Origin of the sequence: Streptomyces sp. TLI_55 (assembly GCF_900206255.1) — a bacterium.
In the GTDB taxonomy this organism is placed as follows: Bacteria; Actinomycetota; Actinomycetes; order Streptomycetales; family Streptomycetaceae; genus Streptomyces; species Streptomyces aquilus.
Genome location: NZ_OAOJ01000001.1, coordinates 1,040,717 through 1,054,574 on the forward strand (window position 1 = coordinate 1,040,717; position 13,858 = coordinate 1,054,574).

Sequence of the window (13,858 nt, forward strand, 5' to 3'; positions counted from 1 at the left end):
TTGCACCGTAATTAAATGCACTTGCATCCGATGCATACGCATGTAGTGTCGTCGCCATGACCTCTCCGCTCACCATCCCCGCGTCCGAAGGACGCTGGACCCCTCGGCTGTGGGGCACCCTCCTGGTGCTCTGCGCCGCGATGTTCCTGGATGCGCTGGACGTGTCCATGGTCGGCGTCGCCCTGCCGTCCATCGGTGCCGACCTCGGCCTGTCCACCTCGACCCTGCAATGGATCGTCAGCGGCTACATCCTGGGATACGGCGGTCTGCTGCTCCTCGGCGGCCGCGCCGCCGACCTGCTGGGCCGCCGCCAGGTCTTCCTGGTCGCCCTCGCCGTCTTCGCGCTCGCGTCACTGCTCGGCGGGCTCGTCGACTCCGGACCGCTGCTGATCGCCAGCCGCTTCGTCAAGGGCCTGAGCGCCGCGTTCACCGCGCCGGCGGGTCTGTCCATCATCACCACGACCTTCGCCGAGGGCCCGCTGCGCAACCGCGCCCTGTCGATCTACACCACCTGCGGCGCCACCGGTTACTCGATGGGCCTGGTCTTCTCCGGCCTGCTGACGGAGGCCAGTTGGCGGTACACGATGCTGCTGCCCGCCCCCGTCGCGCTCATCGCCCTCGTCGTCGGCCTGAAGCTGCTGCCGCGCACCGAACGCGAGAAGAACAGCGGTGGCTACGACATCCCGGGCGCCGTCCTCGGCACCGCATCGATGCTGCTGCTGGTGTTCACCGTCGTCCAGGCGGCCGACGTCGGCTGGGGCTCCGCCCGAACCATCCTTTCCTTCCTTGCGGTTGCCGCTCTCCTCACCGCCTTCGTGGCCGTGGAACGACGCAGCCCCAGCCCGCTCATCCGGCTCGGCGTCCTGCGCTCCGGTCCTCAAGTCCGGGCCCAGCTCGGTGCGTTGACGTTCCTCGGCAGCTACATCGGCTTCCAGTTCCTGGTCACCCTTTACATGCAGCAGCTGCTCGGCTGGTCGGCGCTGCACACCGCCCTGGCCTTCCTGCCGGCGGGCGCGCTCGTGGCGCTCTCCGCGACGAAGGTGGGCACGGTCATCGACCGTTTCGGCACCCCACGGCTGATCGTGCTCGGCTTCGCCCTGATGGTCGTCGGCTATCTGCTGTTCCTGCGCATCGACCTCGACCCGGTCTACGCGTCCGTGATCCTGCCGACCATGCTGCTCGTCGGCGCCGCCTTCGCGCTGACCTTCCCCTCCCTCAACGTCCAGGCCACGAACGGCGTCGACGAACACGAGCAGGGCATGGTGTCCGGTCTGCTCAACACCTCGGTGCAGGTCGGCGGCGCACTGTTCCTGGCCGTGGTGACGGCGGTGCTGACGGCCAACGCCCCGACGGACCCGGCGGCGTCGAGGCAGGAGATCCTCGACGGCTATCTGCCCGGCCTGGTCGTGGTCACCGGCGTCGCGGTCGCGGGCCTGCTGATCTCCCTCACGGGCCTGCGCGTCCGGCGCCCGCGACAGCCGTCCGTGGTGGTCGCGAAGTCCCTCGCCCAGGAGGAGACGGAACGCGTCGCCGTACGCGACTAGCCGCGCCTTTCCGGAATGCGCCCGGCGGAGCCTGCTTGCTCCGCCGGGCGCACGGCTGTGAGACTTGTCGGATGACGGCATACGGGGGACGGCCGGACCAGGCCAGGCGCGACGCGATCACCGTCGAGATCGGATACGCGCTGTTCAGCGCGGCGTTCGCGGCAGCGGTGCTCTTCGGGGCGGTCGCGGGACCGGCGTTGCTCTTCGATCTGCCGGACACGCTGGAGAGGGTGCTGATCCGGCTCGGTCTCGGGATGGCCCCCGTGCTGTTCGCGGCCCGGGTCATCAGTGTGCTGACCCGCTTCCATCAGCACACCGCACAGCAGACCACTCAGCCCAGCCAGCCCGGCCGCACCAACCCCGACTCGTAGGCCAGCACCACGAGTTGCGCCCGGTCGCGGGCGCCCAGCTTCACCATCGTCCGGCTGACATGGGTCTTCGCGGTGAGCGGGCTGACCACCAGACGCCGGGCGATCTCCTCGTTGGACAGCCCGATGCCGACCAGCGCCATCACCTCCCGCTCCCGTTCCGTGAGTCCCGCGAGGGCGCCCTCGACCGCGGGCTCCTTGGAGCGCGCCGCGAACTCGGCGATCAGCCGCCGCGTCACCCCCGGCGACAGCAGCGCGTCGCCCTCCACCACCGCCCTTACGGCGCGCAGGAGTTCCTCCGGCTCGGTGTCCTTGACGAGAAAGCCGGAGGCGCCCGAACGGATCGCCTCGAAGACGTACTCGTCGAGCTCGAAGGTCGTCAGCATGACCACCTTCACGTCCGGCAGGTCACCGTCGCCGGTGATCCCGCGGGTCGCCGCCAGGCCGTCGAGCACCGGCATGCGGATGTCCATCAGGACGACGTCGGGCCGGAGTTCGCGGACCATCCGCAGCGCCTCCGCACCGTCCGACGCCTCCCCCGCCACCTCGATGTCCGGCTGCGCGTCGAGCAGCGCGCGGAATCCGGCCCGTACGAGTGACTGGTCGTCGGCGAGCAGTACGCGGATCACCGGTCGTCCTCCTTGGCCTTGACCTTCAACGGCAGTACGGCGAGCACCCGGAAACCCCCGTCGGGCCGCGGTCCCGCCTCGATCGTGCCACCCAGGGCCGCGGCCCGCTCCCGCATCCCGGCCAGCCCGTTGCCGCTGCCGCCCGCGTCGGCGCCGGTCGCGGGGCCGTCGTCGTCGATACGCAGCCGTAGCGTCGTACCGTCGCCGGAATCGACGCGCACGCGCGCGTGCCGCGATCCCGAGTGCCGTACGACATTGGTGAGGGCCTCCTGCACGATGCGGAACGCGGCGAGGTCCGTGCCGGGCGGCAGTTTGGGTGCCGTTCCCTCGACCGTCACGGTCAGGCCCGCGCCGGCGGCCTGTTCCACCAGCTCGGGGAGGCGGTCGAGGCCGGGGGCGGGGGCGCGGGGCGCGTCTCCGGGGGTGCGGAGGGTGTCGAGGACCTGGCGGACCTCCCCGAGCGCCTCCTTGCTGGCGGCCTTGATGGTGGTGAGGGCGGTGCGGGCCTGCTCGGGGTCGCTGTCGAGGAGGGCGAGACCGACACCGGCCTGCACGTTGATCACGGAGATGCTGTGGGCGAGGACGTCGTGCAGTTCGCGCGCGATCCGCAGCCGCTCCTCGTCCGCCCGCCACCGCGCCGCCTGCGCCCGCTCGGCCCGCTCCCGCGCCCACTGCTCCCGCCGGGTCCGGGCCAGCTCCGCCACCGCGACGATCGCCACGGCCCAGGCCGCGACCACGCCCTCCGACCCCCAGGTGGCGGCCTGGTCCCCGGACGGGGGCAGCCACCGGTAGAGCCAGTGCACCACCAGCGACTGCCCGACCCAGAGCAGACCGAGGGCGGTCCAGGCGGCCGTACGGTGTCCGGCGACGACGGCACTGAAGCAGGCCACCGCGACGGCCACGAAGACGGGTCCGTACGGATAGCCCGCGCCGAGATACAGCATGGTGGCGGCCGCCGTGCCGAACACGACGACCACCGGGTACCGGTGCCGCCACAGCAGCAGCCCGGCCGCCACCACGAGCAGCACGCGCGCGAAGGTGTCGAGCGAGGCCCGGTCGTGCACCTGCTGCTCGGCCGCGAAGCGGGAGCCGCCGAGCACGAAGGCGGTGATCAGCACGGTGGAGCGCCAGGGCCACCGGGCGACGGCGTCCTCGTCTCCCCAACGGTTCCACCACGGCGGCCCGTGCCGCCACCACGAGGGCGGACCTCCGCGTACGCGCTGCTCGTCCATGTCCGCCACGCTAGACGCCACCCCGCGCGCGGGGCGTCAGCCGGGCGAGGTGATCACACGTACTCCCCGCGAAGTACGTCGCCGTCCCCGGTGGTGATCAGCGGCGCCGCTGCGCCGGATGCCCTCGGCCGCCGGCAGGGGTGCCGCTACTCGCCGTACACCAGACCCACCCCATGGGCGAGCTGGCCCACCGCGTGCCGGAAGAACGTCGCCCGGTCCTCCACCACCCGGTTGAACTGCCCGAAGAGCTCGAACCCGACCAGCCCGTACAGCTGCGCCCAGGCCGCCACCAGCGTGGTGACCGTCTCCGGCGGGAGGTCGGGGGCGAGGTCTGCGGTCATCCGCTCGGCCTCGGGGCGCAGTTCGGCGGGCAGCCGGGGCTTGGCGAGGCCGCGGCCCTGGTACGCCTCGCGCGTGATGCCGATGAGCAGGAGCCCGACGCGGGACGCGGCCGGGACGGTCGCCTGGGGCGCGCTGTACCCGGGGACCGGGGAACCGTAGATCAACGCGTACTCGTGCGGATTCCCCAGGGCCCACTCGCGCACCGCCTCGCAGACCGCCACCCAGCGCTGTGCGGGCGCGGCACCGGCCGACTTCTGATGCGCCGCCTCCGCACGCTCGCCGAGGGAGTTGTAGGCGTCGATGATGAGCGCGGTGAGCAGGTCGTCGCGGCTGGGGAAGTACCGGTAGAGCGCGGAGGAGACCATGCCGAGCTCGCGTGCCACGGCCCGCAGCGAGAGCTTGGCGGCGCCGTCGACCGCGAGCTGTCTGCGCGCCTCGTCCTTGATGGCCGCGGTGACCTCGATACGGGCGCGCGCTCGGGCGCCGCGGGGAGTGTTGTCGTCTGCGGAGCTCATACGAGCCAGTGTCCCATGAAACGAGAGCGGTGCACACAAACGAGAGCGCCGATGTAAATAGAGAGCGCCTGCTCTTGCTTTAGAGCACCCATCCGGTGCAGACTGAAGACCAAGCGAGAGCACCGCTCACAAAAGAGAGCGGCGCTCCATACAGTCCCTGGGGGACCCCATGTCCGCGTCCACGCACGTCAAGAAGCCCGGCTGGTTCACCGTCAACGTCTTCAACCGCATCGTGGCCTGGGTGACCCGCCGCGGCCTCAGCGTCTGGGGCTCCCGGGTTCTCGCCGTGCGCGGTCGCAAGAGCGGCGAGTGGCGGACCACCCCCGTGAACCTGCTGACCGTCGACGGCGAGCAGTACCTCGTCGCCCCGCGCGGTCACGTCCAGTGGACGCACAACATGCGAGCGGCCGGCGGCGGTGAGCTGCACCTGGGCAAGAAGGTCGACGTGTTCACCGCGACGGAGGTCGCCGACGACGACAAGGTCCCGCTGCTGCGCGCCTACCTGAAGCGCTGGAAGGCCGAGGTCGGTGTCTTCTTCAACGGAGTCGGCCCCGACTCCCCCGACGCCGACCTGCGCCGCATCGCCCCGGACCACCCGGTCTTCCGGATCACGATCACGAGCTGACGCCATGCCTCGGGGCCGCTGCCGCACCTCACCGGCGGCCCCCGGCATCGCCACCCGCCACCCCGGCGTCACCACCCACGCCCCGGCGTCACCTTGGCATCACCACCCACGCCGAGGCCTCGCCCCCACTCCCCCGCATCCGACTCCCGCCGCACCCGCACTCAGGCGTCCAGCCCCGCCCACGCGCACCCAGGCGTCCGGCCCCGCCTCACCCGCACCCCCGCATCAGGCCCCCGCCTCACCCGCACCCTCACGTCGGTCCCCCGCCTCACCGTCAGCCGCGTCGGCCGCCCCCGCAAGACCCACCCGCCGGTCCAGCGCCGCCAGCACCCGCTGCGCCATCGGACGCCCCCGTACGATCTCCCCCAACGACGTCGACCCGCGGGTGATCTCCATGAACGCCCGCCAGGCCGGCCGGAACCCGGTCAGCGCCGCATGGAACAGTCCCGGCCGGCGCTCGAACATCAGCAGCAGCCGCTTGCCGACGCTCATCTCGACGCCGAGGCCCGCCTTGATCGCGAAGGCGTAGTTCAGGGCCTGGCGCCGGGTGTCCACGGCGTCATGGGCCTCGGCGATCCGCACCGCCCACTCCCCCGCGAGCCGCCCCGACCGCAGCGCGAACGAGATGCCCTCGCGGGTCCACGGCTCAAGGAGCCCGGCCGCGTCCCCGCACACCAGCACCCGCCCCCGCGACAGCGGGGAGTCGTCGGCACGGCAGCGGGTCAAGTGCCCTGAGGAGATGCTCGGTTCGAAGCCGGCGAGGCCGAGCCGGGCGATGAAGTCCTCCAAGTACCGCTTGGTGGCGGCGCCTTCACCGCGCGCGGAGATGACCCCGACCGTCAGCGTGTCGCCCTTCGGGAAGACCCAGCCGTAACTGCCGGGCATCGGCCCCCAGTCGATGAGCACCCGCCCCTTCCAGTCCTCCGCGACCGTCTCCGGCACCGGGATCTCGGCCTCCAGACCGAGATCGACCTGGTCCAGCTTCACCCCGACATGTGCTCCTATGCGGCTGGCGCTGCCGTCGGCGCCGACCACCGCATGCGCCAGCACCGTCTCACCGCCCTGGAGGACGACCGCGACCGTGCGCCGGTCCGGCACCGCCGAGCCGTGCTGCTCGACCCGCTGGACGGTCACGCCCGTCCGCAGCTCGGCGCCCGCCTTCTGCGCGTGCTCGACGAGCTGCTGGTCGAACTCGGACCGGTTGATCAGCCCGAACAGCATCTGCTTGGAGCGGCGGGTGCGCGTGAAGCGGCCGTTGTGCGAGAACGTCACCGCGTGCACCCGGTCCCGGAAGGGCAGCTCGAAGCCGGGTGGCAGGGAGTCGCGGGAGGGTCCGATGATGCCGCCGCCGCACGTCTTGTAGCGGGGCAGCTCCGCCTTCTCCAGCAACAGCACACGCCGCCCGGCGACAGCGGCCGCGTAGGCGGCCGAGGCCCCCGCTGGCCCCGCGCCCACCACGACGACGTCCCACACCTGCCGCGCGTCGTCCGCCGAAGAGTTCTCGCTGGTCACGATGGTCTACTGCTCCGATCAAGCCGCTTGCCGCTGCTGCCTTGTGCATCCTACGACCGCCATCGCCGCAGGCCACTGTGGGAGGATCTCCGTACCCATACGTACAACGTCGCACCTACAAGGAGCGTGCCCATGTCGTCGAATCCGGTCGCCGAGACCGTCGCCTCACTGATGCCCCGGGCGAAGGCGGAACTCACCGAACTGGTGGCGTTCAAGTCGGTGGCGGACTTCGACCAGTTCCCGAAGAGCGAGAGCGAGGGCGCGGCCCGCTGGGTCGCGGACGCGCTCACCGCCGAGGGCTTCCAGGACGTGGCCCTGCTCGACACCCCTGACGGCACCCAGTCGGTGTACGGCTATCTGCCCGGCCCCGAGGGGGCGAAGACGGTCCTGCTGTACGCGCACTACGACGTGCAGCCGCCGCTGGACGAGTCGGCGTGGACGACTCCGCCGTTCGAACTGACCGAGCGTGACGGCCGCTGGTACGGGCGCGGTGCCGCCGACTGCAAGGGCGGCGTGATCATGCACCTGCTGGCCCTGCGCGCGCTGAAGGCGAACGGCGGTGTGCCGGTGCACGTCAAGGTGATCGCCGAGGGCTCGGAGGAGATGGGCACGGGCGGGCTGGAGCGGTACGCCGAGGACCACCCGGACCTGCTGGAGGCCGACACCATCGTGATCGGCGACGCGGGCAACTTCCGCGTGGGCCTGCCGACGGTGACGACGACGCTGCGCGGCATGACCCTGGTCCGCGTCCAGGTCGACACCCTCGCGGGCAACCTGCACTCCGGGCAGTTCGGCGGCGCGGCGCCCGACGCGCTGGCCGCGCTGATCCGCGTACTGGACTCGCTGCGCGCCGAGGACGGTTCGACGACCGTGGACGGGCTCGCCCCCGGGGCGGCGTGGGAGGGTCTGCAGTACGACGAGGAGCAGTTCCGGCAGGACGCCAAGGTGCTCGACGGCGTGGAGCTGATCGGTTCCGGCACGGTCGCCGACCGCATCTGGTCCCGCCCGGCCGTCACCGTCCTCGGCATCGACTGCCCGCCGGTCGTCGGCGCCACCCCGTCCGTGCAGGCGGGCGCCCGCGCGCTGGTGAGCCTGCGGGTGCCGCCGGGCGTGGACGCCGCCGAGGCGACGAAGCTGCTCCAGGCCCACCTGGAGACGCGTACGCCGTGGGGCGCCCGGGTGCGCACCGAGCAGGTCGGCCAGGGCCAGCCCTTCAGCGCCGACCCGACCAGCCCGGCGTACACGGCGATGGCCGACGCGATGTCGGTGGCCTACCCGGGCCAGGAGCTGCAGTACGCGGGCCAGGGCGGCTCCATCCCGCTCTGCAACACGCTCGCCGCCCTCTACCCGAGCGCGGAGATCCTGCTCATCGGCCTGAGCGAGCCGGAGGCGCAGATCCACGCGGTCAACGAGAGCGTCTCCCCCGAGGAGTTGGAGCGGCTGTCGGTGGCGGAGGCCCTGTTCCTGCGCAACTACGCGGCGATGTGAACCGCCTGACGGCACACTCCGACATCGGCATATCCCTGGACCGCCTCGACGACCACGACCTCAGCGATCTGGTGGCGTCGGGGCGGCCGCTGGGCACCGGCATCGGCGGCCGGGCCACTCTCGTGGAGGTGGCGGGCCGGCCGGTGTTCGTGAAACGGGTGCCGCTCACCGACGTGGAGCGGCACCCGAACCACGTACGGTCCACGGCGAACGTCCTGGGCGTGCCCCTCTACTGCCACTACGGTTTCGGCAGTCCGGGGTTCGGTGCCTGGCGTGAACTGGCCGTGCACACGATGACGACGGACTGGGTGCTGTCCGGCAAGTACACGGGCTTCCCGCTCATGCATCACTGGCGGGTGCTGCCCGACACGCCCCAGCCGCTCCCGGCCGAACTCGCCGACGTGGAGCGGACGGTGGCGTACTGGGGCCCGGGGGTGCGCGACCGCGTCGAAGGGCTGCGGACGGCGTCCGCGAGCCTGACGCTGTTCCTGGAGCATGTGCCGTACACCCTGCATGACTGGTTCGACGCCCAGTTGCGCACGAGCCAGGCCGACCGTGCGTGCTCCCTGGTGGAGCGGAGCCTGCGGGCGGTCACCGACTTCCTGCACGCGCGCGAACTCCTGCATTTCGACGCCCACTTCAAGAACATCCTCACCGACGGCCGGCAGCTCTATCTGACCGACTACGGCCTCTCCCTCTCGGCCCGCTTCCAACTCGCCCCGCACGAGCGGAACTTCTTCACCAGGCACCGTCACTACGACCGCGCCTACACGTCCAGCTACCTCGTGAACTGGCTCACCGTCGCGTTGTACGGCTACGGCCCGGACGAGCGCCGGGCGTTCATCGAGGCCTGCGCCGAGGGCATGCGCCCCAGAGGCATCCCCCGGGCGGCGGCGAGCATCCTCGTCCGCCACGCGCGCGTGGCGTCCTTGATGGGCGACTTCAACCGCCGGTTCCAGCAGGAGAGCAGGACCACGCCGTATCCGACGGAGGAACTGAGACTGGCGAGCGCCTAGGTGTGCTGTCCGGACAGCACACCTAGCCCACCGGAATCCCGGCCTCCAGGTACAGCGCGGCGCCGCGTTCGCGTGCCCGCAGGGCCCAGCGCAGCCGCTCGTAGCGGACGGGGGGCAGCAGTTCGGCGGCCTCCTGCTCGCTGACGAAGCGCCATGCGCGTAGTTCGGGCCCGGGCAGCAGGAGCCGACCGGCCTCGGCGGCGTCGAGCCGGCCGCCGTCGAAGAGGAGGCGCAGTCCGCCGTAGCCGGGAGGCACGGGCTGTTCCCAGTCGACGACCAGCAGGCGCGGTACGTCGTCCAGCTCGATCCCGGTCTCCTCGGCGACCTCGCGCATGCCCGCGCGCGCGGGAGCCTCGCCGGGTTCGACGACCCCGCCGGGGAACTCCCAGCCGGGCTTGTAGGTGGGGTCGACGAGCAGCACGCGGTCCTGCTCGTCGAAGAGGAGGACGCCGGCGGCGACGGTCTCGGCGGTCGGCTCGGGGGTCTGCACGATGTCGCAGACGGGTACGGCACCGGAGCCGACGGCCTCGGCGATCCGGACGGCCGTCTCGTACGGGGTGAGGGCGCTGGTGTCGACGAGATGGGCGTCGGCGGTGAGCCAGGAGGCGAGGGCGGTGCGGTACGGCTCGATGTGGTCGTACGACCACTGCCGTACCCGTATCTCGCCGTCCGGGAGGTCGGGCGGGATCTCCCGCCCGGCTATTCGCTCGCGCAGGATCGTTTCCGCCGGGGCGAGGACGAGGTGCTGGACGGTGATGCGGCGGGCGGCGAGGCCGCCGAAGATCTCGTCGCGGTACTCCTGGCGCAGCAGGGTCATGGGGACCACGAGGGTCCCGCCGAGCTCGGTGAGCAGGGCGGCCGCCGTGTCGATCACGAGTCGGCGCCAGATCGGCAGGTCCTGGAAGTCACCGACCTCGGCGAGGCGCTTGGGCGGGAGCAGGTGTGTGAGCGCTCCGCCGACGACCTCGGGGTCGAAGAGCGTGCTGTTCGGGATCAGTTCGATCAGTTCCCGTGCGGTGGCGGTCTTCCCCGCACCGAACGCGCCGTTGATCCAAACGACGGTCACGGTTCCCCCTCTTCTGTTGGCCCCCTGAGGCTTGCCCGCTCCACCCCGGCACGGAAACCAGCCCCAGTTGAGGGCCCTCGTACGACGGTGCCGGCGCCCCCCTGCGGCAAGGGGCGCCGGCACCGTGGTCCCGCGCTCGTCAGTCGTTGTTCTGGCCGAGGGCGTTCTTGTCCACGGCCAGGCTGTCGCTGGCGATCGTGTGGTCGAGGGTGCTGAGGGTCTTGTCGACGTCGAGGTCGGTGAGGTTGTCGCCGACCGCGTGGGACGGGGTGATGGCGGCGACGACGAAACCGGTGGCCAGGGAGGCGATGGCAGCCATGGTGCGCTTCTTCATGCCCCGTTCAACTGAGAAACGGCACGGGGGTCACGCGCCCGTCCGCGCGGGCATCCGACCGGCTCCGGCACGGGCGCGTCGTACGAGGTCACGGGCGGCGTCGGACCACCGCGGGTACGCGAAGGCGAACCCCGCCTCCAGCAGGCGTCCCGGCACCACCCGGCGGCTCTTGAGCAGCAGTTCGGTGTCCGAACGCAGCACGAACGCCCCGATCTCGGCCATCCACCGGGTGGCGGGCAGCCCGAGGGGCATGCCCTGGGCGGCCCGCAGGTCCCGCATGAACGCGCGGTGCGGCAGCGGGCCGGGGGCCGCGAGGTTCACCGGCCCGGCGAGGTCGTCGCGGTCGACCAGGAACTCGACCGCGCGGACGAAGTCGTGCTCGTGGATCCAGGAGACGTACTGCGCCCCGCCCGCCACGGGGCCGCCCAGCCCGAGCCGCACCATGGTCCGCAGCACGTCGAAGACCCCGCCGCGGTCCGGGCTCATGACCATGGCGGACCGGAGAGCGACCTTCCGGGTGTGCGGGGTGTCGGCCTCGCCCTGGGCCTGTTCCCATCGCCGGGCGATCTCGACGCTGTAGGCCCAGTAGCCGGGGACGTCCGGTTCGGTGCCGCCGATGACTCCGCCGGCCTCGTCGTGGGGCGCGTCGAAGCGATGGGCGTAGACGGTGGCCGTGCTCATCTGCAGCCAGACGCGCGGCGGTCGTACGGCGCCCGCGATCGCCTCTCCGACGACCCTGGCGGAGTCGATCCGCGAGTCCATCATGGCCTTCAGGTTGGCCGGGGTGTAGCGGCAGCTGACGCTGCGCCCGGCCAGGTTGATCACCACGTCGCTGCCGTCGACCGCCTCGGCCCAGGGCCCGAGCGTCTTGCCGTCCCACCGCACCTCATGGTCCCGGGTCGGCCGCCGGGTCAGGACGACGACGTCATGGCCCGCCGCGCGCAGAGCGCGGTCGAGGACGGCGCCCACCTGCCCGGTTCCCCCGGGGAGCACGAACTTCATCAGGTTCCCCCTTCGTGTGCAGGGAGCCTAACCCACAAAGTTGAACGCGTTCAAAACGCAGGCTTCGCCGGGCCGGGCGCGACAGGGGTCTACCGGGATCCCGCTTCGACGCGTACATGTAGTCATCCCATCTTTCGCTGGTACGGAGGAACGTAACGATGCGTAACCTTCACACCCGCACAACCCGTGGCCGAGTGGTCGGAGCACTCGCCGCCGCACTGCTCGCCGCGGCAGGACTCGCCGCACCCTCGGCGCGGGCCGCCGCACCCGCCCTGGACGACGGTCTCGCCCTCACCCCGCCCATGGGCTTCAACAACTGGAACTCCACGCACTGCCGTGCCGAGTTCAACGAGGCGATGGTCAAGTCGATCGCGGACATCTTCGTGGACAAGGGCCTCAAGGACGCCGGATACCAGTACGTCAACCTCGACGACTGCTGGGCCCTGCCCGAGCGGAACGCGGACGGCAAGCTCGTACCGGACCCCGTCCGCTTCCCCAACGGGATCAAGGCGGTCGCCGACTACGTCCACTCCAAGGGACTGAAGTTCGGCATCTACACGAGCGCGGGCACCAAGACGTGCAACAGCGCGGGCTTTCCCGGCGCGCTGGGCCATGAGTACAGCGACGCCCAGCAGTTCGCGGACTGGGGCGTGGACTATCTCAAGTACGACAACTGCAACAACCAGGGCGTGGACGCCAAGTCGCGCTACACGACCATGCGCGACGCCCTGCGGGCGACCGGCCGCCCCATCGTCTACAGCATCTGCGAGTGGGGCGAGAACAAACCCTGGGAGTGGGCGTCCGACGTGGGCCATCTGTGGCGCACGACCGGCGACATCAGCGACAACTGGGGCTCGATGCTCTCGATCCTGCGGCAGAACCTCCCGCTCGCCGCGCACGCAGGACCCGGGCACTGGAACGACCCGGACATGCTGGAGGTCGGCAACGGCGGCATGACGGACACCGAGTACCGCTCGCACTTCTCCCTGTGGTCGATCATGGCCGCGCCGCTCCTCATCGGCTCCGACCTGCGCCACGCGAGCGACGCGACCTACGAGATCCTCGGCAACAAGGAGGTCATCGCGGTCGACCAGGACCCGCTCGGCAAGCAGGGCACCGTGGTCTCCTCGGAGGGCGGCCGGTGGGTCGTCGCCAAGGAGATGCGGGACGGCAGCCGCGCGGTGGCCCTGTTCAACGAGTCCGGGACCGCACAGCGCATCGCCACGACCGCCGCGGCCGTCGGCCTGCCCACCGCCCACGCCTACACCCTGCGCGACCTGTGGCAGCACCGGAGTTACAACACCGCGGGCACCATCGCCGCGACCGTCCCGGCGCACGGCACGGTCCTCGTACGGGTCTCCGCCGACTCCGCGTGGGCCAAGCACCCGCCGGCCGCGGAACTCGGCCTGGAAGGCAGCCAGTTGATCGAGGCCGGCGCCCCGGCCACGCTGACGAGCACGGTCACCGACCTGGGCCGCACCCCGGCCCGGCAGGTCTCCGTCGCCCTCACCGGCCCCGCCGGCTGGTCCGTGCGCCCCACCTCGGCGACCACGGCGGCCGCCCTGCCGACGGGCCGTTCGCTGCGCACCGGCTGGACGGTGGCCGCCCCGGCCGGGACGCCCACCGGGTCGTACGACCTGACACTCAAGGCGCGTTACCGCTCACCGGCCGGCGTCCGTGTCGCCACGGACCTGACCGTGACGGTCTCCGTGGTGGTGCCGCCGCCCTCGGGGACCTCCCGACTCAGCGACCTTCCCTGGCTGTCGGCCCTGAGCGGATGGGGGCCGGTGGAGCGCGACACCAGCAACGGGGAGAACGCCGCGGGCGACGGGCACCCGATCACCATCGGCGGCGTGGTGTACGCCAAGGGACTCGGTGTGCACGCCCAGAGCATCATCGAGTACTACACGGGCAGGACGTGCGAGACGGTCACCGCGGACGTCGGCGTCGACGACGAGAAGGGTGCCGCCGGGACGGTCGCCTTCGAGATCTGGGCGGACGGCACCAAGGTCGCCTCGACCGGGGTCCTCACCAACGCGATGCCGGCCCAGCCGCTCACCGCTGACGTCACCGGCGCCCAGGTGGTCCGGCTCGTCGTCACCGACGGCGGCGACGGCCTCGACTCGGACCACGCGGACTGGGCGGACGCCCGGTTGACCTGCTGAAGCCCACCGGGCGGGCCGGT

General features: G+C 71.6%; 13 protein-coding genes. 6 read left to right on the forward strand and 7 right to left on the reverse strand.

Annotated elements, in window-relative coordinates; genetic code table 11:
• The first annotated feature begins 56 nt into the window (after window positions 1–56).
• Together CRP56_RS04910 and CRP56_RS04915 are read left to right on the forward strand one after the other, a co-directional pair.
• Window positions 57–1,544: an MFS transporter gene (locus tag CRP56_RS04910; RefSeq protein WP_097260586.1), complete on the forward strand. Its 1,488-nt coding sequence runs from the start codon at window positions 57–59 to the stop codon at window positions 1,542–1,544.
• 71 nt (window positions 1,545–1,615) lie between these two features.
• Window positions 1,616–1,915 carry a DUF6332 family protein gene (locus tag CRP56_RS04915; RefSeq protein WP_097260588.1) on the forward strand — a complete coding sequence of 100 codons (300 nt, stop codon included), beginning with the start codon at window positions 1,616–1,618 and terminating at the stop codon, window positions 1,913–1,915.
• Here the strand turns inward: CRP56_RS04915 and CRP56_RS04920 are convergent.
• From CRP56_RS04920 to CRP56_RS04930, 3 genes are all read right to left on the reverse strand, one after another.
• Window positions 1,876–2,541, reverse strand: a complete 666-nt coding sequence (locus tag CRP56_RS04920) for a response regulator (protein WP_097260590.1) — start codon at window positions 2,539–2,541, stop codon at window positions 1,876–1,878. The two genes, CRP56_RS04915 and CRP56_RS04920, sit on opposite strands and share 40 nt — an antisense overlap.
• Window positions 2,538–3,773: a sensor histidine kinase gene (locus tag CRP56_RS04925; RefSeq protein ID WP_097273737.1), complete on the reverse strand. Its 1,236-nt coding sequence runs from the start codon at window positions 3,771–3,773 to the stop codon at window positions 2,538–2,540. Before CRP56_RS04925 ends, CRP56_RS04920 begins: the two co-directional genes overlap by 4 nt.
• 146 nt (window positions 3,774–3,919) lie before the next feature.
• The gene (locus CRP56_RS04930) at window positions 3,920–4,630 is read right to left on the reverse strand and encodes a TetR/AcrR family transcriptional regulator (RefSeq protein ID WP_097260592.1); all 711 of its coding nucleotides are present in this window, start codon (window positions 4,628–4,630) and stop codon (window positions 3,920–3,922) included.
• 169 nt (window positions 4,631–4,799) lie between these two features.
• Between CRP56_RS04930 and CRP56_RS04935 the strand changes: the two genes are divergently transcribed.
• On the forward strand, window positions 4,800–5,255 hold the full coding sequence (locus CRP56_RS04935; RefSeq protein WP_097260595.1) for a nitroreductase family deazaflavin-dependent oxidoreductase: 456 nt from the start codon (window positions 4,800–4,802) through the stop codon (window positions 5,253–5,255).
• Window positions 5,256–5,480: 225 nt separating this feature from the next.
• Here the strand turns inward: CRP56_RS04935 and CRP56_RS04940 are convergent, their stop codons facing one another.
• Window positions 5,481–6,767: a geranylgeranyl reductase family protein gene (locus tag CRP56_RS04940; protein WP_097260597.1), complete on the reverse strand. Its 1,287-nt coding sequence runs from the start codon at window positions 6,765–6,767 to the stop codon at window positions 5,481–5,483.
• Between the two features lie 132 nt (window positions 6,768–6,899).
• On the opposite strand from CRP56_RS04940, the gene CRP56_RS04945 reads away from it, so the two are divergent.
• Both CRP56_RS04945 and CRP56_RS04950 read left to right on the forward strand, forming a co-directional pair.
• The gene (locus CRP56_RS04945; RefSeq protein ID WP_097260599.1) at window positions 6,900–8,255 is read left to right on the forward strand and encodes a dipeptidase; all 1,356 of its coding nucleotides are present in this window, start codon (window positions 6,900–6,902) and stop codon (window positions 8,253–8,255) included.
• Window positions 8,252–9,271, forward strand: coding sequence for a hypothetical protein (locus tag CRP56_RS04950; RefSeq protein WP_097260601.1), 1,020 nt, complete (start codon window positions 8,252–8,254; stop codon window positions 9,269–9,271). Before CRP56_RS04945 ends, CRP56_RS04950 begins: the two co-directional genes overlap by 4 nt.
• A 22-nt stretch (window positions 9,272–9,293) precedes the next feature.
• Here CRP56_RS04950 and CRP56_RS04955 read toward each other — a convergent pair whose 3' ends face one another.
• The 3 genes from CRP56_RS04955 to CRP56_RS04965 form a co-directional block, all read right to left on the reverse strand.
• Window positions 9,294–10,337 (reverse strand): NUDIX hydrolase, encoded by a 1,044-nt coding sequence (locus CRP56_RS04955; protein ID WP_097260603.1) that lies wholly within the window; start codon window positions 10,335–10,337, stop codon window positions 9,294–9,296.
• A 139-nt stretch (window positions 10,338–10,476) separates the two neighbouring features.
• On the reverse strand, window positions 10,477–10,671 hold the full coding sequence (locus tag CRP56_RS04960) for a hypothetical protein (RefSeq protein WP_097260605.1): 195 nt from the start codon (window positions 10,669–10,671) through the stop codon (window positions 10,477–10,479).
• Between the two features lie 30 nt (window positions 10,672–10,701).
• Window positions 10,702–11,673 carry a TIGR01777 family oxidoreductase gene (locus CRP56_RS04965; protein WP_097260608.1) on the reverse strand — a complete coding sequence of 324 codons (972 nt, stop codon included), beginning with the start codon at window positions 11,671–11,673 and terminating at the stop codon, window positions 10,702–10,704.
• Window positions 11,674–11,831: 158 nt separating this feature from the next.
• Here CRP56_RS04965 and CRP56_RS04970 point away from each other — a divergent pair, with 158 nt between their 5' ends.
• Entirely contained in the window at window positions 11,832–13,838 is a 2,007-nt protein-coding gene (locus CRP56_RS04970; RefSeq protein ID WP_179850956.1) for an NPCBM/NEW2 domain-containing protein, read from the forward strand.
• The last annotated feature ends 20 nt before the right edge of the window (window positions 13,839–13,858 follow it).

Excerpts from the sequence above, each read along its gene's own strand:
- CRP56_RS04910 (WP_097260586.1), top strand. The coding sequence starts at position 57 with ATGACCTCTCCGCTCACCATCCCCGCGTCCGAAGGACGCTGGACCCCT.
- CRP56_RS04915 (WP_097260588.1), top strand. The coding sequence starts at position 1,616 with ATGACGGCATACGGGGGACGGCCGGACCAGGCCAGGCGCGACGCGATC.
- CRP56_RS04925 (WP_097273737.1), bottom strand. The coding sequence starts at position 3,773 with ATGGACGAGCAGCGCGTACGCGGAGGTCCGCCCTCGTGGTGGCGGCAC.
- CRP56_RS04930 (WP_097260592.1), bottom strand. The coding sequence starts at position 4,630 with ATGAGCTCCGCAGACGACAACACTCCCCGCGGCGCCCGAGCGCGCGCC.
- CRP56_RS04935 (WP_097260595.1), top strand. The coding sequence starts at position 4,800 with ATGTCCGCGTCCACGCACGTCAAGAAGCCCGGCTGGTTCACCGTCAAC.
- CRP56_RS04945 (WP_097260599.1), top strand. The coding sequence starts at position 6,900 with ATGTCGTCGAATCCGGTCGCCGAGACCGTCGCCTCACTGATGCCCCGG.
- CRP56_RS04960 (WP_097260605.1), bottom strand. The coding sequence starts at position 10,671 with ATGAAGAAGCGCACCATGGCTGCCATCGCCTCCCTGGCCACCGGTTTC.
- CRP56_RS04965 (WP_097260608.1), bottom strand. The coding sequence starts at position 11,673 with ATGAAGTTCGTGCTCCCCGGGGGAACCGGGCAGGTGGGCGCCGTCCTC.
- CRP56_RS04970 (WP_179850956.1), top strand. The coding sequence starts at position 11,832 with ATGCGTAACCTTCACACCCGCACAACCCGTGGCCGAGTGGTCGGAGCA.